We start from the raw sequence: 15,516 nt of genomic DNA on the forward strand, positions 1-15,516 counted from the left end.
GGTTTAGCCATAACGGGCTATCGTAAAACTAATTTCTCCCTGAAACCGCTTTTAGGTAAACTGTCTTACAAGTCTTAATATCATTCACCTCATAAATTCCCTTATAGCCTCCGTCACTTCCCCCTGCACATCCTCTCCTATATTCGGCCAGATGGGAAGGCTTAAGACTTCGCCGCTCAACTTTTCTGCGACGGGTAGCACGGGTGCGCCCTCCTTGTAGATAGGGAGCCTGTGTACGGGTACCGGGTAGTAGACCATCGTGCCAATGCCTCGGTCAGCCAAGCTTTGTTGAAGCTCGTCTCTTTTGCCGTCCAAGACGCGAATCGTGTATTGATGGTAGACGTGTTTTGATCGTGCGTCTTCGAAGGGAGTTATTATTCCAGGGATATCCTTTAGTAAATCGTTATACCTGTGCGCGGCCTTTCTCCTGGCCTCGTTTGCTTCGTCTATGCGGGACATCTTCACCCGTAGTATCGCGGCTTGTATTTCGTCCAAGCGAGAGTTGTAGCCGACCGTTTCGTTGTAGTACTTTTTCTTCGAGCCGTGGACTCGAAGCATCTTGGCCGTCTCTGCCACTTCGTCGTCGTTTGTTGCTATAAGGCCACCGTCGCCAAAGCCTCCGAGGGTCTTTGAGGGAAAGAAGGAAAAACAGCCCACGTGGCCTATGGTTCCAAGCTTTCGGCTTTTGTAGTCGCCGCCAAAGGCCTGGGCGGTGTCTTCTATGACCTTTAGGCCGTAGGCGTCAGCCAACTCCATGATGGGGTCCATGTCTGCAGCCTGACCATAAAGGTGTACGGGAAGTATCGCTTTGGTGCGCTTCGTTATGGCCTGCTTTATGAGGTCGGGATTGATGTTAAAGGTGCGTTCGTCTATGTCCACGAACACGGGCGTCGCACCCAAAGCCGTGATGGACTCGGCCGTGGCAAAAAAGGTAAAGGGCGTCGTTATGACTTCGTCATTCTCACCTATCCCTGCAGCCCTAAGGGCAATAACCAATGCGTCGGTGCCCGAGTTTACGCCGATGGTGTGTTTGACGCCAAGGTAACGGGCGACTTCTTCCTCGAAGGCCTTTACGTTTGGTCCCATGATGAACTGGGCGGATCTCAGGACTTCCTCTATAGCCTTCATGTATTCGTCTAAGTGCTCGTTTATCTCACTCTTTAGGTCCAAAATGGGAATCTTAAGCTCGCTCATGTCTTCACCTCATTTAATTCGAACTATGCACGCTTCGTTTTCCTTGCGGTATTCCTTCAGGCATTCAGGGCATAAGGCATGTGCGTCGGCAAAGCGCAGCGGAACTCCGCACTCGCAGGCCCAGCCAATTATCCTTGCGGGCACGCCCGCTACCAGCGCGTAAGGCGGCACGTCTTTGGTGACGACGGCACCGGCGGCAACAAAGGCCCATTCGCCTATCGTTACACCGCAGACTATCGTGGCGTTTGCGCCTATGGAGGCGTTTCTTTTTACCAATGTCTTTACGTAATCTTCGCTTGTGTTTCGTGGGTAGGCACAGCGAGGAGTCCTTACATTGGTAAAGACCATGCTCGGGCCGCAAAAGACGTAATCTTCAAGGATGACGCCCTCGTATACCGAGACGTTGTTTTGTATCTTCACGTGACTTCCTATCTTCACGTTTTTTGCCACGTAGACATTTTGCCCGATCGAGCAGTGAGAGCCTATCTCGCAGTCGCCGCTTATGTGGCAGAAATGCCATATCTTGGTGCCCTCTCCGATGCGCGCTCCGTCGTCTACGTAAGAAGATTCGTGCACAAAGTAATCGCTCACATCTTCACCCCCAGCTTATTGCTTGCTTCTTCTAAAATTTTGACTACCCCAACGGCGCTTTCACCATCAGAGTAGGGCCTTTGCCTGCTTTGACAGCACTCTATGAAATGTTTGAGCTCAAGCTTCAAAGGTTCGCTGTTTCCTTTAAATACGACTTGCTGGCCTTCGTCCATGTTTTCTAATTTTGAATTTATGTATTTTTTATGAAGCGTCACCGTCTGGGCAATTTCATCGTAGACGAGCATGCCCCGTTCAAATACGGCAGTTAATCTGCGGTATTTTCCCGGCCAAAGCCACGAGGCGTGAAGGTGTGCCGCTACGCCGCCGGAAAAGGCAAGGTGAAGGTATACGTCGTCTTCGACGTCTTTCTGCAAAACGGGCTGGCCCACTACTTCGACTCTTTGGGGGTTTCTTCCGACAAGGTCTAAAAATACGGCCACGTCGTGGACGCCAAGGCTCCAGAGGGCGTTTTCGCCCCTCCTTGCACGCCCCAGGTTTAACCTCTCCTGATGAAGGAAATACAACTTTCCCAAGGTATTTTTTAGGATGCAGTCTTTGATCCACCTTATGGCGGGCTGGTAAAGAAGGAGATGGCCCACCATGATTATGCGGCCTGAAGATTTGGCCAGCGTTACAAGCTCTTCTGCCTGACTTGCGTTTAATGTAAAGGGCTTTTCGACGAATACGTCCCTGCCCTTTGTAAGGGCTGTTTTTGTTATTTCGTAGTGGGTAGGCGCTGGCGTAGCTATTGCGACCGCGGGTATGGCCATCTTCCATAGGTCGTTTAAACTGGTAAGCAAATGCACACCTTTATAGTCTTTGCCTACTTTGTTTAGGCGGCCTTCGTCCTCGTCTACGACGGCAGAAAGCGAGCCGAGTTCGTAAAAGTTTTTAACTAAATTTTTGCCCCAGTTTCCTGCGCCAATGACTGCAACTTTAACCATGTCCTGCAATTTCGGTATCTCCTTTAGCGTAAAAGTTTAAAGCAGATGAAGCTTCGGGCAGCTTTTAATGTCAACGCCGGTGACTTTTGAAATTATGTTTTTCGTGTCAAGTATCAGCGGTGAAGCTTCTAATACCAAATTGTAATCCACGCCCTTGGTGTGAGCGCAAGTTACGACGACGGCGTCGGCTTTTTTTAGCATATCTTCGTCTAAGGAGCACGACTCGTAAGCTTTGCCTTTGCGTTTTACCGACCTGCAGTAGGGATCAAAGTAAGTGACGTCTGCTCCTTTGGCTTCGAGCTGGTCCCACACCTTCAGCGCGGGCGATTCGCGCACGTCGTCCATGTCGCCCTTGTAGGCGATGCCTAAAAGTATGACCTTGCTTCCCCTTAGGGGTTTTCTTTCGTCGTTAAGCAGGTCCTGCAGCCTCGCGGTCACGTATTCGGGCATGTAGTCGTTTATCTCGCCTGCCAGTTCTATGAGCCTCGTGTGATAGTCGACAGACCTTGCCTTGTAGGTCAGGTAAAAGGGATCTATGGGGATGCAGTGGCCACCCACGCCCGGGCCTGGATAAAAGGGCATGAAGCCAAAGGGCTTGGTCGAAGCAGCCTCTATGACTTCCCAGATATTTATGCCAAGCTTCCTGCACACGACGGCCATCTCGTTTGCCAGTGCACAGTTTACAATGCGAAAGGTGTTTTCAAGTATCTTTGCCATCTCGGCTTCCTTTGGAGAAGATACGGCAAATACGGGAGCTTGTAAGACTGCCTCGTATAAGGCCTTGGCATGTTTAAGACACTGGGGCGTGCATCCACCTACCACCTTTGGCGTGTTTTTGGTCTTATAAAGCAAGTTGCCGGGGTCCACGCGCTCGGGCGAATAGGCAAGGTAAAAGTCTTGGCCTACCTTTAAGCCGCCTTTTGAAAGGATGGGAAGAAGCACCTCTTCTGTGGTGCCGGGATAGGTCGTAGATTCTAGGACGACGAGCATGTCTTCGTGCATGAATGAAGACAGAGTATCAGCCGTATTTACTACGTAGCTTAAGTCGGGCTGTTTGAAGTTGTCCAGAGGTGTAGGAACGCATATCGCCACGACGTCGCATTCGCCGATGCGGGAAAAGTCGTCCGTGGCCGAAAGGTGCCCGTTTTTGGTCAAAGTCGCCAGGTCTTCGGGGACAACGTCACCTATGTAGTTTTCGCCGCGGTTTATTTTGTCCACCTTTTCGCGCTGGATGTCAAAGCCCAATACGCGAAAGCCCGCCTTTGCCTTTTCCACCGCCAGAGGAAGGCCCACATATCCAAGCCCGATTACGCCGACTTTCGCAGATTTCGTAGTGATCTTTTCGTACAATGTTGACATAAGTTTTGCTTCTCCTTCCAATTTCCAATTTAGGGTCACATCTTTAATCTTAAATTTCTCACCCTGCCCTCACTCACCCCTACCGCTCCACAGCTCTATTGCCTCTTCCAGTTTAAGGGCAGCTTTGTACCTTTCAAGCTCGTCTTCGCCTAAAGACAGGTAGCGTATTTTTCGGTGAAGCATGGGCTCGACCTTGTCTATTAAATTTTGCAGGTAAGCTTTGTCAACTTTGCCTACTAAGACGAGGTCAATTATACCCGAATCCATCCCCCTTGCGTAGTCGCCCACGATGTAGGCCGAATGTATGTCGCCAAGCTTCGACAATACTTGAGGGATCAGCTGGTCAATCCCTGTGAATTTACGAACCATGCTGTGTATTTCAGGAAATAAGGGGTGGTTGGTGTTTGCCCGATAAACTTTTGTCCTGCCCTCGTCGAAGGAATTTAAAAGCCCTGCTTCAGTGAGCCTATTTAACTCTACCCGCACGGAATTGGTCGATTCGCCGAACTCCTCTGCAAGCTCTCGAAGGTACGACCTGCTTTCGGGGTTTAAGAAAAACTTTAAAAGAAGCTTTACCCTCGTCTGGGAGGTTATCAAAGAATCTAGCTTTATGGCCAATGAATTCACCTGCACACATAGTTATTTATGAGTAAAAATACTACTCGGAAATTCGCCTGTCAAGTGGTGATCTTTAAATTCCCTCCCTTGGTACTTTTTTTCTTTTTTTGTTTTTTACGCTAATGGTTGAATATTAATAAGACTTATTATTTATGTAATAACTAAATATTCCTGGAAGGAATTATGTAATTTATATTTCAATTTGGGGTTGCATTTTTGTCCAACCTGTGTTAAATATTTTTCTTGTGCGCATTAGCACAATTAAAAGTCCAATCGGGAGGACAAAATAATCGGAAAGGAGGTGGGCTCATGGAGTTCGAAATTCTGAGCGAGGTCATCGGTGATTTGGTGAGGCGAAGGCGAAAGGAGCTTAACCTTGCCCAGGCCGATGTATGTCGCTATGCTCATATTTCTCAAGGCCAGCTTTCCCGTATCGAAAACGGGCTTCGGATTCCTTCTCTTGCTCTTATGCTCAGGTTGTGCCGCGTGTTGAAGTATGACATAAGCATCAGCGACATATTCGATAAGTTTTCATCCAAAGATATGAAATCGAAAAAAGACAAAAAGGAGGGTGACGAAAAGAAGAAAGGCAAGGAGGGCGAAAAGTCCTAAAGAATGGTCCGGGCGTGGCCCGGCGGTTTTAGGTAGCGTGAGGAACATCTCACGCTACTTTTTTTGAAAATTAAACGTTAAATCACAAATATGGAGGTATTTCTAATGAGCTCATCTAAAAATGGCGCTTTTGTGATGGTAGACTTCTGTGTAATCACCGATAAAAATCTAGACGTCTTTGACAAGATGACCTACGTGGCGCTTTGCAAATTTGCCGACAGAGAGGGAAAGTGCTTCCCCAGCTTAAACACTCTCGCCGCCCTGGTGGGATGCGCCCGCTCCCGCCTTCGCAAATCGCTGGACAACCTAAAAAGTTTAAATTACCTAAGGGTGGACTGCAGGGTGCTCGACGGCAAACAGCGAAGCAATCTATACACCCTCCTGCCGCGAGAAAACCGCACCCGGGTCTCCACAGGCGCAGAGGGGGGTCTCCAAAAAACCCACCCCGGGTCGCAGAACGGCCACATAACTATATCTAATATAACTAGATCTAAAGAACAAGATTCAGGGGAACTTCCGCAGTGCCATGCAGTCGCAGAAAAACCCCAGGACTCCCGGAAGCCTGCCCTCTATCCGGGAAGAGCCAGCGAACCCCCTTCACCTCTTTTTTATAAAAATCAAAATACGGCCCCCCTAGAGCGGGAGATGAAGCATCCTCCCTATGAAGAAGTGGTCGAGTCCTTTAAGCGGCACTTTCCCGACCAAAATCCTCCCACACTAGACGAAGCAAACTGTATGTGGATGAGGGTTGCCGCCTTAGTGCATAACGAGCTTTATACCGCCCAGGGGTGGGACGACTACTTCGACGGCATCGCTGAAAGCCCCTTTTTGTTGGGGGATAACGACGCCAACTGGAGGCCGGGCGTCTTCTGGATATTGCTTGCACAAAACATCCGAAAGGTAAAGGAAGGCTTCTTTGAAAGGGGCGGAACTTGGGAGCAGATCGTGGAACAAAGAATGAAGGTCGCAGACTTGACGGAGGAAGATCAAAAATACGTTCGTGATCTGATTTTCAATATAAAATCCAATATAAAATCGAGGGAGGCGGCCTAGCCATGGAAAGCAGGGATTTCGAGGGCTTTTTCGGCTTACTTAAGGAGGTTGCCGAGCTTTACGGGACCAGGTTGTCAAAAAAGCGGGCGGAGCTTTTCTTCGAGGCCTGCAGGGGATTATCCCTTGAAAGCTTTGCCGAGGGCGTCAGAAGGCACATTCGCTGGGGGAGCTTTTTCCCGGCTCCTGCCGAGGTGTTCAAGGCCCTCTACGGCACGCATGAAGATCAGGCGACGATGGCCTGGTGCGACGTTTTGGAGGCTATCCGAAAGACGGGTGCCGAGGGACCCGTTAAATTCGCCGACTACCGCATCCACTACGCCATCGAGCGGATGGGCGGCTGGGCGCACGTCGCCTGGGCCGTCGGGGAAAAGAAAAGATGGCCGATGAAGGATTTTATCTACTGGTATGTCTTTGCCCTCAAGATAAACATCGACCCCGACGACGTAAAGCCCTATTTAATGGGAAACAGAGGGCTGCCCTACAAGGCCGGGCCCGAGGACATCGCAAGGATGACGCTCGAGGTGCCGGCAGGACAGGCGCGGGGGCTTCGCAGGGTCCTTTAGGTTTCGCCTGTGCGTCGGCGGGTCGAATATGTTGCATGAAGCTTTTGACTGCTCCGTTGGAGCGATGTGTTTGATCTTGCTGGAGGACTTTGGTGTTTCAGGCGTTCGGCTCTTTGGCGACTTAGATGGCCTAAAAAATTTATAATATTCCTTTAGCTATGCGTATTGTGAAATTGCAGGGCCTCCTTTATAGTAGATACATCACGAAAAGAAAGGAGGCAAAGATATGGCAGCTTATCAACCGATAGCAAGCCGTCTGACCCTGAGGCTTCAGGTAGGAGCAGACGAATGGGGAAAGCCAAAGCTAAAGAGCAAATCCATCGCAGGCGTTGATTACTCCGCCGACGCTACCGACGTGTTGACGGTGGCGCAGGCGATCGCCGGGCTTTTGCCCTACAATCTGGTGGAAGCGCAGAAGGTCGATACCGATAGGGTCGGTTAGGCGATTTAACAAATTATGACGAAAAGGAGGTGATACATGTTGGAGCCGAAAATGACCAGAAGGCTTAGGATGACCTTTGAGACGGAAGACGGGCCGTGGACTTTGTCTTTGTCGGACGTAAAGGAAGGGCTGCTTCCTGAGGATGTTGAGTCGGTCATGCAGACAATAGTTGACAACAGCATATTCGGCATTCCCCCAACGGGGATCGTAAAGGCCGAGCTCATAGAGACCGACACTACTCAGCTGGTGTAAATATAGATGTTTAAAGGCTGCCCTCAAAGGTGGCCTTTTGACGGAAAAATAAGGGGTTTTTTAGGGCTCCCTTTTAAGGTAAAAGTTCAAGCCGGGGGGGTTTACCGGCAAAGTGAAGTGTGTTTGCAGTTTACGAGCGGGTCTTTGCGGGCCTTACATAATGTGAGGCAGACATGGGAAAAGCCGGGGCTTCCTGGGAGGAGGCGCCCGCAAGGGCTTTAAGCTCCTGTAATTTAAGCGAAGGGAGGGAAAATTTTGGAGGAATTTATGACGTCCACTCTTCAGACGACCTTTTCCATCGCGGTGGCGGCTTATCTGCTGATCCGCATGGAAAAGCGTCTCGACGAGCTGGCAATAGCGATAAACAACCTCGAAAAGGGCGTGGCAAAATACTTCGGCAAGGTGTAATTGCAGGTCTAATTTGAAATTTTGCAGACTTTCGAGGCGTTTTTGCAAGTTTTTTGACCGTAATTGAAAAATGCAAGCGCCGATGACGGCGCATAAATATAGATTAATATAACGAAAGGAGATCTCATGAGAGGAAGCGTTGCAGATTATATTTTGAAGGTCGAAGGAGGGTTCGTAGACAACCCGAAAGACCCCGGCGGCAGGACAAAGTTTGGCATCACTGCCGCCACCCTCGCCTCGGCACGAGCGAGGCTAAAAGACGCCGGGCTTCCCGAAGACGTAATAAACCTTACAAAAGAGCAGGCGCTGGCGATATACGAAAAATTTTACTGGAAGCCCGCAGGGTGCGACCACATCCCCCGCCCCGTCGATTTAGCCCTATTCGACGGGTGCGTCAACTGCGGAGTAAGGCAGGGCGTGAAGTTCCTGCAGGAGGCGCTTAATATGCTTGGAGAAAACCTGGCCGTAGACGGCATCTTTGGACAAAAGACCATGCAGGCTGCCTGGGAGCATGCGCTACCCAAGACCAAAATTTTATCCACCCTGCTTTGGCGGCGCACGAAATACTACAACGACATCGTCGCCCGAAACCCCGACAGGCGGGTCTTCCTGCACGGCTGGCTCAACCGCCTAGCCCAACTTTGGAGCTGCGCTGTGGGATGATAAATGTTATGAAGAAATTTATTTAGCCGCACTTGTTGGCTTTGGGGCCTGCCGTTTTATATGAACAATATATAAGCGGTAGGCCCCGCTTTAAGTTATAATAAAGTTACCTAAAAGTAAAGGGTATCATGAGGTCGCCAAGCAAGCGGTAGACCTTGGATTGAGGTGATCGAGATTGGTTAAAGTAGCGGATCGGATCGTCGTCGATCCTGAAATATGTTTTGGAAAACCGGTTATCGAGGACACTAGAATCCCGGTTCATCTGGTTTTGGAACTTTTGGGCGATGGAGTTACACCAGATGAAATTATAAAAAATTATTATCCCTGTTTGACCAAGGAGGATATCCTTGCTTGTATCCGTTTTGCCAACTCCTTCATAATGATAGACCCTTGAAATGACGGCTTGAAATTACATGGCAGCAAATTGAGTGGACATTTTTAATGCGTATAGTATAATATCTTTCAAGTAAAAGTATATGGAATGCATTATGATGATTTGGTACAATCTAATATCAAGGGCATCTTCAACGATTATAAAAAAATCAGCGCTTGACATGAGAGAAAACAATGCTAAACTAATCATTGCAGGCTGAGGCCTGTGCGAATAAGGTTTTCTCCCCCGGCGGATGTTGAGGAAAGCCCTCAACGCTAAATCCAAAGGGGGTTATTTTTTGTCCGCTCAATTTTATAAATATATTTGGGGTCGGATCTTTAATCTTGAAATATCTTTAATCTTGAAATATCTTTAATCTTGAAATATACTTTAGTAATCAAACACGCGATATCTCAGGATCCGATGATCTCAAGGATAAATTTTTGGCTGACTGACACCGATGGGTTTATATAAAAAGACGGAGGCGGCATTTTGAGGTCGGGTCAATTCCTGTTACAGAATGACCGACCTTGAGCCACACCTCCGTCTGCTATTATTTTAACCTAATTACCTAGAATTGTCACTCGATTATTATATGTAAATATTTAATCTAACCAAATAACGTTTGTTGCCAAAATCAGCGCCTATTGAAGGCAGCTTCAGTGGGGCGCTTTTAAAATTTAAAGGCAACGGCACGGTTACACATCAGTAGACCTTAATATTTTAAATACCTCGTCTTTGGAGATAGCGTCAAGCACGGCTTCGGCTCCTACGTCAAGCTTGGATTCGTCGGCGACGGAGCTATTAAACTATAATTCAAGATTAAAGATCCGACCCTCGAGGTTTTCGCGACCCTCGAGGTTTTCGCTGCTAGTTTAGATGGCCTCGCGAAAGTAATCCTCGAAAGCAGCCTTAATTATGTCTTTTACTTTATCCACTGCATTGGACTCGGACAGCGCAAGCGTAAGCAATGTATTAATTAAACTATTAAGGCTTACGTTCTCACGCTCGGCCCTTTCGGCCAGCATACGGTGCAGAAATTTTGGAATTCGAAGGACAAAACGGCCGCTGTACTCTTCTTCCGCTTCTTCTGCAGTCTCAGGTATAGGCAGCCCCTCATTTAGCCAGCGCGCAAAGGATTCCCGTTTTATCTCGTTCAGCAGCGCCAAGGCCTCCTCAAAAGTTTCGCCATACGCATTCATCGATGCCCGACCCAAGGCAGGAATGGTTATGATAAATCCTCCCCCTTCCTCTTGAGAAACTTGCGTGACTTCAAGGGGGTAATTTAACTTCATGTAATATTCTAAATCCTTTTTCAAACCTATCACCTCAATATGTCTCATTTGTCCTTCTTCATCCCTTCTATTTCCTGGATGTATTTCAACGCCTTACAGATATTTCTTAAATACCAATGTTTAACTTTATTTTATGCCGTACGATGACCAAGTCTCCACTGGGATGAAAATCCCTTGAAAAGTAGCCCGGGAACTGCTTAAAGGCTTCTTTAATCAAAGGATGTTGAAAGACCGCATGACTTCCTTTATCGTGAACCTTTTTGAATCCGGCCTTTAAAAGAAAATTTTCAACGACATCATAACGTTCTTCTGATGTTGAACATAGCCACTTGTTCAAAAGTTTGTCAGCTTCATCCACAAAGATACCTCCATCTCAAGTGATATCGTATATGATATCACTAATTTTGTAAATACACCAAAAAACGGGTCCATCCTAATTCAGCGCTCTGTCAAATTGTTTGCCGTGAAGGCGCGCTACTTCCTTGTTACGCTATGTGCGTTACGCAGTATGGGTAATGATTATATGCAAATGAGGATTATGCAACTATTGAAAAATTTAAGAAGTGTAAAATATGATGAATATGGCCAAAATTCTCTATACCGATAAGAAATTGATTTGCTACGTTATTGGTAAATTACAAAACATCGGTATTATATTTTGACTTTCAGTATATTCAAGAACCCTTTTGTTGCTTTTCAAGGGATTCAACGAAAAATTCAAGATTAAAGATCCGACCCTCGAGGGTTCCTTCCCTTGATTTTCCTTGCCGGTACCCCGACATATGTACCAGGCTCCATTATGTCCCTAGTTACTACCGCGCCTGCTCCAATGATGCAATTGCCTGTAATACTTATATTGTTTATTACTGCGCTTCCGATACCTATCCATGTACCCTTTCCAACGCTTACAGTCCCGGCCAGATGCGCACCTGGTGAGATATGCACGTAATCGCCTATCATATTGTCGTGATCTATGGTTGCTCCGGTATTGATTATGCAACCTTTACCTATCTTGGTACAGCAGTTAATTACAGCCCCTGCCATGATGACCGTACCAATCCCGACCTCCACCAGCTTGCCCAAAACAGCACTAGGATGAATCAACACAGGGACGCTTGCTTCTAATGACATCAATTCCTCTAATACCTTTTCTCTCGTAGCGTTATTGCCAATTGCCACGAATATATCGTAGTCTTTTATATACTTAAAGGCATTTTCTGATCTATCTATTACATCAATATCTAACGAAGACTTGATGGCTTCATCCTGATCCATAAAAGCAATATATTTCCATTTATTCATCTTTAAGGCAACGTCGGCAACGACCTTGCCATGACCGCTTGCGCCAATAATCAAAAGCCTTTTTTTTGTATTATAATTTATTTTCATGTAATTGACCTGCCTGTTGGCTTCCTCTAAACGGCTCCATCGTCGCCCTGCCCTCTTGGTTAATTCCCTCTCTTTGTAAAACCTTCATGATGGTCAAAAAAATTATCTTCACGTCCAGAAAAAAGCTGAGGTTATCGACATATTCGACATCGTAGTTAAATTTCTCTTCCCAACTTATGGCGTTACGGCCGTTTACTTGCGCCCAACCTGTTAGCCCCGGCCTTACTTCGTGACGTCGCCTTTGATGTGCATTATATAGGGGAAGATATTCTATCAGCAACGGCCTGGGCCCCACAATTGACATATCTCCTTTTAGGATGTTAAAAAGCTCAGGCAATTCATCCAAAGACGACGCCCGCAAGAACTTGCCGAAATCTGTCAGCCTCATTTCGTCGGGCAGCAATTCTCCCTTTTCATCTCTTTCGTCAGTCATGGTACGAAACTTATATAGGGTAAATATCTTTTCGTTCATGCCAGGCCTTTGCTGTTTGAATATAACAGGACTTCCAAGCTTTATCCTAACGAGCAAAGCGATGAGTAACAAAATCGGACTTAATATGATAATGGCCCCTAGCGAGAGCACAAAATCAAGGGGTCGTTTGAAATACCGCCCGTAGGGGCCTCTTTTTTCTTTTTGTGGCTTTAATTCCGCCTCACCCGGCATCTCATCTCCAAACCCCTTTAATAATTTCACATACCCTGTTTAGGTCGTCATCCGTCATTTTCGTGTCGCTCGGCAAACATAAGCCGTGTTCGAAGATCTTTTGAGATACGCCGCTTCCCAAAAAGTCATAATTCCGGTAAAAGGGCTGCATATGCATGGGCTTCCATATGGGCCTCGATTCGATGTTTTCCCGCTCCAAGGCCTCAATAATGTCTAAAGGCTTGACTTTGCCCGACAAGGTGATGCAGCTCAGCCAAAAGTTGGGCTCGTTCCAATCGTTTACGGGCATCATTCCTAGTCCTTCAAGGTGGCTCAAGTTTTCTTTGTAAAATTCAAAGATGTGCTTTTTTTGGATTAACCTTCGGTCTAAAACCTTTAGCTGACCACGGCCGATGCCTGCCAATACGTTACTCATCCTGTAGTTGTAGCCAAGTTCGCTATGTTCGTAGTGTCGTGCCTTGTCCCTTGCTTGCGTGGACCAAAATCTGACTTTGGCTATCCTTTCTTCGTCACTTGAGACGAGCATCCCTCCGCCCGACGTCGTGATGATCTTGTTGCCGTTGAAGGAAAACACGCCGTATTTGCCAAAGGTGCCCGTGTATTTGCCCTTGTACTTCGTGCCCAGGCTTTCGGCGGCGTCTTCTATTAATGTGACGTTGTGATCCCAGCATATCCTAATGATCGGGTCTAAGTCTGCAGATAAGCCGTAAAGATGAGTCAGTATGACCGCCTTTGGATTGGGGTACTTCTTGAAGGCGTCCTCCAGGGCCTGGGGGTCCATGTTCCAGGTCTTAAAGTCGCTGTCAATGAACACGGGGGTCGCGTTTTGATACACGATTGGGTTGGCCGTGGCCGAAAAGGTGAGGGACTGGCAAAAAACTAGGTCGTCTTTTTCCACTCCCGCGGCCTTCAACGCCATGTGAATGGCGGCAGTCCCTGAAGAAAGCGCCGCTGCGTGCTTTGCGCCGACCCAGGCGGCAAGCTCTTTCTCGAAGGCGTCCACGTTTGGCCCCAGGGGGGCGATCCAGTTGGTGTCAAAGGCTTCTTTCACGTATTGCAATTCGTAGCCTTCACCGCTCATGTGGGGCGACGAAAGCCATATCTTTTTCGGCAAATTTATCCCTCCATTTTTATGATGCCAGTTTACTATAAAAAGTATAACATTTTGGAGAGATTTGAGGTTTATCTTCTTCCTTCCTTGTAAAACTGAGGTAAGAATTTTAATAACTTTGGATTTGGACTTTTTGAATGTGTTGCTATACCCTCCTAAGGATTCATCTGGTATCATTCTACTGCGTTCTTTATGTCAATCCATCGATTGCATAACTGACCTTGTCAGAAAACTTCGAAAGAAGCTGAAATTAGAAACATCTGAAAGATCGGAAAAGGGAAACAGGACTACTACGACATCACCTTTTACAAATCTTGCCAAGCTTCATCTTCCTCAGGCCTGAGCCAATCTTTCCGCAAACTGGATTCGCTAAACGTGAGCGTTTCCGATCGTTTCTTTAATGACTTAGTCTTTAAGAAACGGACAAAATCTAAAACCTCCTGAAGGTCCGATGCCGTTAAACCCTCCATTTCACGGATAAGCTTTTCTCTCCTATCCATCTATCTCCACCTTCTCTATTTTATGTGATTCATGATTTTGTTATTATAATTTTATCAGATCTATTTTATCGACCACTTTTTAATCGGGGGATGAGATATGAAGATCGCAAAGATCACCTCAAAGGGACAGGTTACCATTCCTATCGATATACGCCGCAAATTGGGGGTCAAGGAGGGTGACAAGATCTTATTTGTCGAGGAAGCAGGAAAGGTATACATTCTTAATGCATCGATGGAGGCCCTAAGGAAGGCACAGGCCGCTTTTGCCGGTGAGGCACAACGCGTTGGATTAAAAGACGAGAACGACGTAGTCTCCATGATAAAAGAACTTCGCCGCGAAAGAAAGGAAAAATAGCATGAGAATTATGTTGGATACAAACGTGCTCGTATCGTTGCTTTTGTTTCCTAATCCGCAAATGAATGAAATGATGGAGAATATATTTGCAGATCATAAGTTAGTAAAAATATTTTGGGGGTCTACCATTATAAAACCACTAAATGAACGGTAGGCCCCGCAATCGAAAGGATCAGCCTTTCTGTTCCTCCAACTTATTGAGAAAGGCCATTACATACGAAAGAAATTTGCCGAAATCGTCCAATTCATAATGGATTGTGCGGTAAACTAGCTTGCTATCAACTTCCCAATATACATGGACGAGGATGTTGCGCATTGCGCACATACGAGCCAGTTTGTCGGCAAAATCTTTAGGGATGACGTTTAGCGAGGCAAGTGTTTTGAAGATATCTGCATAGGTCTTTGGTGCCTTAAAATTGCCCTTAAACTGATGCAACGAAAGCAAACGATTGCCTATGTTTATACACGTCTCGATTGCGATTTGTAAGTAACGTTCCGTCGCTGCCTGCAAAGTTTTATCTTTTAGATATTCTTCTATAGGCTTTTGTCGAATCTTTTCAAGGCGACTTATGTATTCCTGTAACAATTCAATTTGGTTCATTAATTTAATATCCATTGAAGGCTCCTCCGAAGCACCTATGAGTCTCTTGTAATACTCCCGCAGAATCGGATAAAAGTCTAGGTAAGCGCCCAAAACCTTAGCCTGAAAATCGATCAAGGTTTGGGGATCGTAAAGGACCAGGATGACCTTATCTTCTATTGCGCTAAATTGTAGGGTTAACGGTGCAACATTTAGATTTACTAAGTCGAAGTCATCAGTGTGCATCAGCCGAGAGAGATCGAGGTAAAGATTTGAATGAATCTTAAACATTTCCCATTCGCTTAAACCTTCACGGTACAAAACTGCCAGGTCGATATCGCTCAAAGGCGTGACCTCATCTCGACTCGCAGAACCGAACAAAAGCAGGGCTGCAACCTCTTTCCTGTAGGGCATTAGCGCCTCCGGGGCCCTTTGAAGCTGTTTTAATATGAAATCAAAATCAAGCGGTCTCTCGCTCAAGCGCATTTGTTTAACTCCTTTTTAAATTATGATCGCCGAGCAACCTTCGTGCTGGTGTCTTGGTCTACGT

22 protein-coding genes are annotated in these 15,516 nt (G+C 46.8%); 10 read left to right on the plus strand and 12 right to left on the minus strand.

Features of this window, described 5'->3' with window-relative positions:
- Positions 1 to 84: 84 nt before the first annotated feature.
- From HMPREF1705_RS00215 to HMPREF1705_RS00235, 5 genes are all read right to left on the minus strand, one after another.
- The gene (locus tag HMPREF1705_RS00215) at positions 85 to 1,194 is read right to left on the minus strand and encodes a DegT/DnrJ/EryC1/StrS family aminotransferase (RefSeq protein WP_057940615.1); all 1,110 of its coding nucleotides are present in this window, start codon (positions 1,192 to 1,194) and stop codon (positions 85 to 87) included.
- A 9-nt stretch (positions 1,195 to 1,203) separates the two neighbouring features.
- A complete protein-coding gene (locus tag HMPREF1705_RS00220) occupies positions 1,204 to 1,785 on the minus strand; it encodes an acyltransferase (protein ID WP_009202462.1) in 582 nt (193 codons plus the stop codon).
- Positions 1,782 to 2,729 (minus strand): Gfo/Idh/MocA family protein, encoded by a 948-nt coding sequence (locus HMPREF1705_RS00225; RefSeq protein ID WP_057941001.1) that lies wholly within the window; start codon positions 2,727 to 2,729, stop codon positions 1,782 to 1,784. The genes HMPREF1705_RS00220 and HMPREF1705_RS00225 overlap by 4 nt, the downstream gene beginning before the upstream one ends.
- Positions 2,730 to 2,765: 36 nt before the next feature.
- Positions 2,766 to 4,088 carry a nucleotide sugar dehydrogenase gene (locus HMPREF1705_RS00230; RefSeq protein ID WP_040348984.1) on the minus strand — a complete coding sequence of 441 codons (1,323 nt, stop codon included), beginning with the start codon at positions 4,086 to 4,088 and terminating at the stop codon, positions 2,766 to 2,768.
- A 69-nt stretch (positions 4,089 to 4,157) separates the two neighbouring features.
- On the minus strand, positions 4,158 to 4,715 hold the full coding sequence (locus HMPREF1705_RS00235) for a winged helix-turn-helix domain-containing protein (protein ID WP_242603486.1): 558 nt from the start codon (positions 4,713 to 4,715) through the stop codon (positions 4,158 to 4,160).
- A 300-nt stretch (positions 4,716 to 5,015) separates the two neighbouring features.
- On the opposite strand from HMPREF1705_RS00235, the gene HMPREF1705_RS00240 reads away from it, so the two are divergent.
- The 8 genes from HMPREF1705_RS00240 (at position 5,016) to HMPREF1705_RS00275 (ending at position 9,093) form a co-directional block, all read left to right on the plus strand.
- Positions 5,016 to 5,318, plus strand: coding sequence for a helix-turn-helix domain-containing protein (locus tag HMPREF1705_RS00240; RefSeq protein ID WP_009200744.1), 303 nt, complete (start codon positions 5,016 to 5,018; stop codon positions 5,316 to 5,318).
- A gap of 105 nt (positions 5,319 to 5,423) precedes the next feature.
- On the plus strand, positions 5,424 to 6,371 hold the full coding sequence (locus HMPREF1705_RS00245) for a helix-turn-helix domain-containing protein (protein WP_057940617.1): 948 nt from the start codon (positions 5,424 to 5,426) through the stop codon (positions 6,369 to 6,371).
- A gap of 2 nt (positions 6,372 to 6,373) precedes the next feature.
- Complete coding sequence (locus HMPREF1705_RS00250; protein WP_057940618.1) at positions 6,374 to 6,934, plus strand: hypothetical protein; 561 nt, start codon at positions 6,374 to 6,376, stop codon at positions 6,932 to 6,934.
- Positions 6,935 to 7,160: 226 nt separating this feature from the next.
- Positions 7,161 to 7,376, plus strand: a complete 216-nt coding sequence (locus HMPREF1705_RS00255) for a DUF1659 domain-containing protein (RefSeq protein ID WP_057940619.1) — start codon at positions 7,161 to 7,163, stop codon at positions 7,374 to 7,376.
- 36 nt (positions 7,377 to 7,412) lie between these two features.
- On the plus strand, positions 7,413 to 7,628 hold the full coding sequence (locus HMPREF1705_RS00260; RefSeq protein WP_057940620.1) for a DUF2922 domain-containing protein: 216 nt from the start codon (positions 7,413 to 7,415) through the stop codon (positions 7,626 to 7,628).
- A 255-nt stretch (positions 7,629 to 7,883) separates the two neighbouring features.
- The gene (locus HMPREF1705_RS10545) at positions 7,884 to 8,036 is read left to right on the plus strand and encodes a YvrJ family protein (RefSeq protein WP_306336302.1); all 153 of its coding nucleotides are present in this window, start codon (positions 7,884 to 7,886) and stop codon (positions 8,034 to 8,036) included.
- 126 nt (positions 8,037 to 8,162) lie between these two features.
- Positions 8,163 to 8,699 carry a glycoside hydrolase family 108 protein gene (locus tag HMPREF1705_RS00270; RefSeq protein ID WP_057940622.1) on the plus strand — a complete coding sequence of 179 codons (537 nt, stop codon included), beginning with the start codon at positions 8,163 to 8,165 and terminating at the stop codon, positions 8,697 to 8,699.
- A 175-nt stretch (positions 8,700 to 8,874) separates the two neighbouring features.
- Entirely contained in the window at positions 8,875 to 9,093 is a 219-nt protein-coding gene (locus tag HMPREF1705_RS00275; RefSeq protein WP_009202576.1) for a DUF433 domain-containing protein, read from the plus strand.
- Positions 9,094 to 9,947: 854 nt separating this feature from the next.
- Here the strand turns inward: HMPREF1705_RS00275 and HMPREF1705_RS00280 are convergent.
- From HMPREF1705_RS00280 to HMPREF1705_RS00300, 5 genes are all read right to left on the minus strand, one after another.
- On the minus strand, positions 9,948 to 10,415 hold the full coding sequence (locus HMPREF1705_RS00280; RefSeq protein ID WP_057940623.1) for a toxin-antitoxin system HicB family antitoxin: 468 nt from the start codon (positions 10,413 to 10,415) through the stop codon (positions 9,948 to 9,950).
- A 58-nt stretch (positions 10,416 to 10,473) separates the two neighbouring features.
- The gene (locus HMPREF1705_RS00285) at positions 10,474 to 10,725 is read right to left on the minus strand and encodes a type II toxin-antitoxin system HicA family toxin (RefSeq protein ID WP_009200727.1); all 252 of its coding nucleotides are present in this window, start codon (positions 10,723 to 10,725) and stop codon (positions 10,474 to 10,476) included.
- A gap of 365 nt (positions 10,726 to 11,090) precedes the next feature.
- Positions 11,091 to 11,756 (minus strand): acetyltransferase, encoded by a 666-nt coding sequence (locus tag HMPREF1705_RS00290; RefSeq protein ID WP_057940624.1) that lies wholly within the window; start codon positions 11,754 to 11,756, stop codon positions 11,091 to 11,093.
- Positions 11,740 to 12,420 carry a sugar transferase gene (locus HMPREF1705_RS00295; protein WP_057940625.1) on the minus strand — a complete coding sequence of 227 codons (681 nt, stop codon included), beginning with the start codon at positions 12,418 to 12,420 and terminating at the stop codon, positions 11,740 to 11,742. The genes HMPREF1705_RS00290 and HMPREF1705_RS00295 overlap by 17 nt, the downstream gene beginning before the upstream one ends.
- A 1-nt stretch (position 12,421) precedes the next feature.
- Entirely contained in the window at positions 12,422 to 13,534 is a 1,113-nt protein-coding gene (locus tag HMPREF1705_RS00300; protein ID WP_111089618.1) for a DegT/DnrJ/EryC1/StrS family aminotransferase, read from the minus strand.
- Between the two features lie 136 nt (positions 13,535 to 13,670).
- Between HMPREF1705_RS00300 and HMPREF1705_RS11220 the strand changes: the two genes are divergently transcribed.
- Positions 13,671 to 13,874, plus strand: a complete 204-nt coding sequence (locus HMPREF1705_RS11220) for a hypothetical protein (RefSeq protein WP_370739599.1) — start codon at positions 13,671 to 13,673, stop codon at positions 13,872 to 13,874.
- Here HMPREF1705_RS11220 and HMPREF1705_RS00305 read toward each other — a convergent pair.
- Positions 13,837 to 14,031, minus strand: a complete 195-nt coding sequence (locus HMPREF1705_RS00305; protein WP_009200721.1) for a DUF2281 domain-containing protein — start codon at positions 14,029 to 14,031, stop codon at positions 13,837 to 13,839. The genes HMPREF1705_RS11220 and HMPREF1705_RS00305 overlap by 38 nt on opposite strands.
- Before the next feature lie 97 nt (positions 14,032 to 14,128).
- Here HMPREF1705_RS00305 and HMPREF1705_RS00310 point away from each other — a divergent pair, with 97 nt between their 5' ends.
- Positions 14,129 to 14,386, plus strand: a complete 258-nt coding sequence (locus HMPREF1705_RS00310; RefSeq protein ID WP_009200720.1) for an AbrB/MazE/SpoVT family DNA-binding domain-containing protein — start codon at positions 14,129 to 14,131, stop codon at positions 14,384 to 14,386.
- A 172-nt stretch (positions 14,387 to 14,558) separates the two neighbouring features.
- Here the strand turns inward: HMPREF1705_RS00310 and hepT are convergent, their stop codons facing one another.
- On the minus strand, positions 14,559 to 15,452 hold the full coding sequence (gene hepT, locus HMPREF1705_RS00315; RefSeq protein WP_009200718.1) for a type VII toxin-antitoxin system HepT family RNase toxin: 894 nt from the start codon (positions 15,450 to 15,452) through the stop codon (positions 14,559 to 14,561).
- Positions 15,453 to 15,516 lie beyond the last annotated feature (64 nt).

This window comes from Acetomicrobium hydrogeniformans ATCC BAA-1850 (assembly GCF_000160455.2).
GTDB classification, from domain to species: Bacteria; Synergistota; Synergistia; order Synergistales; family Acetomicrobiaceae; genus Acetomicrobium; species Acetomicrobium thermoterrenum.

Excerpts from the sequence above, each read along its gene's own strand:
- HMPREF1705_RS00215 (WP_057940615.1), bottom strand. The coding sequence starts at position 1,194 with ATGAGCGAGCTTAAGATTCCCATTTTGGACCTAAAGAGTGAGATAAAC.
- HMPREF1705_RS00225 (WP_057941001.1), bottom strand. The coding sequence starts at position 2,729 with ATGGTTAAAGTTGCAGTCATTGGCGCAGGAAACTGGGGCAAAAATTTA.
- HMPREF1705_RS00230 (WP_040348984.1), bottom strand. The coding sequence starts at position 4,088 with ATGTCAACATTGTACGAAAAGATCACTACGAAATCTGCGAAAGTCGGC.
- HMPREF1705_RS00240 (WP_009200744.1), top strand. The coding sequence starts at position 5,016 with ATGGAGTTCGAAATTCTGAGCGAGGTCATCGGTGATTTGGTGAGGCGA.
- HMPREF1705_RS00245 (WP_057940617.1), top strand. The coding sequence starts at position 5,424 with ATGAGCTCATCTAAAAATGGCGCTTTTGTGATGGTAGACTTCTGTGTA.
- HMPREF1705_RS00250 (WP_057940618.1), top strand. The coding sequence starts at position 6,374 with ATGGAAAGCAGGGATTTCGAGGGCTTTTTCGGCTTACTTAAGGAGGTT.
- HMPREF1705_RS00255 (WP_057940619.1), top strand. The coding sequence starts at position 7,161 with ATGGCAGCTTATCAACCGATAGCAAGCCGTCTGACCCTGAGGCTTCAG.
- HMPREF1705_RS00260 (WP_057940620.1), top strand. The coding sequence starts at position 7,413 with ATGTTGGAGCCGAAAATGACCAGAAGGCTTAGGATGACCTTTGAGACG.
- HMPREF1705_RS00270 (WP_057940622.1), top strand. The coding sequence starts at position 8,163 with ATGAGAGGAAGCGTTGCAGATTATATTTTGAAGGTCGAAGGAGGGTTC.
- HMPREF1705_RS00280 (WP_057940623.1), bottom strand. The coding sequence starts at position 10,415 with ATGAGACATATTGAGGTGATAGGTTTGAAAAAGGATTTAGAATATTAC.
- HMPREF1705_RS00290 (WP_057940624.1), bottom strand. The coding sequence starts at position 11,756 with ATGAAAATAAATTATAATACAAAAAAAAGGCTTTTGATTATTGGCGCA.
- HMPREF1705_RS00295 (WP_057940625.1), bottom strand. The coding sequence starts at position 12,420 with ATGCCGGGTGAGGCGGAATTAAAGCCACAAAAAGAAAAAAGAGGCCCC.
- HMPREF1705_RS00305 (WP_009200721.1), bottom strand. The coding sequence starts at position 14,031 with ATGGATAGGAGAGAAAAGCTTATCCGTGAAATGGAGGGTTTAACGGCA.
- HMPREF1705_RS00310 (WP_009200720.1), top strand. The coding sequence starts at position 14,129 with ATGAAGATCGCAAAGATCACCTCAAAGGGACAGGTTACCATTCCTATC.
- hepT (WP_009200718.1), bottom strand. The coding sequence starts at position 15,452 with ATGCGCTTGAGCGAGAGACCGCTTGATTTTGATTTCATATTAAAACAG.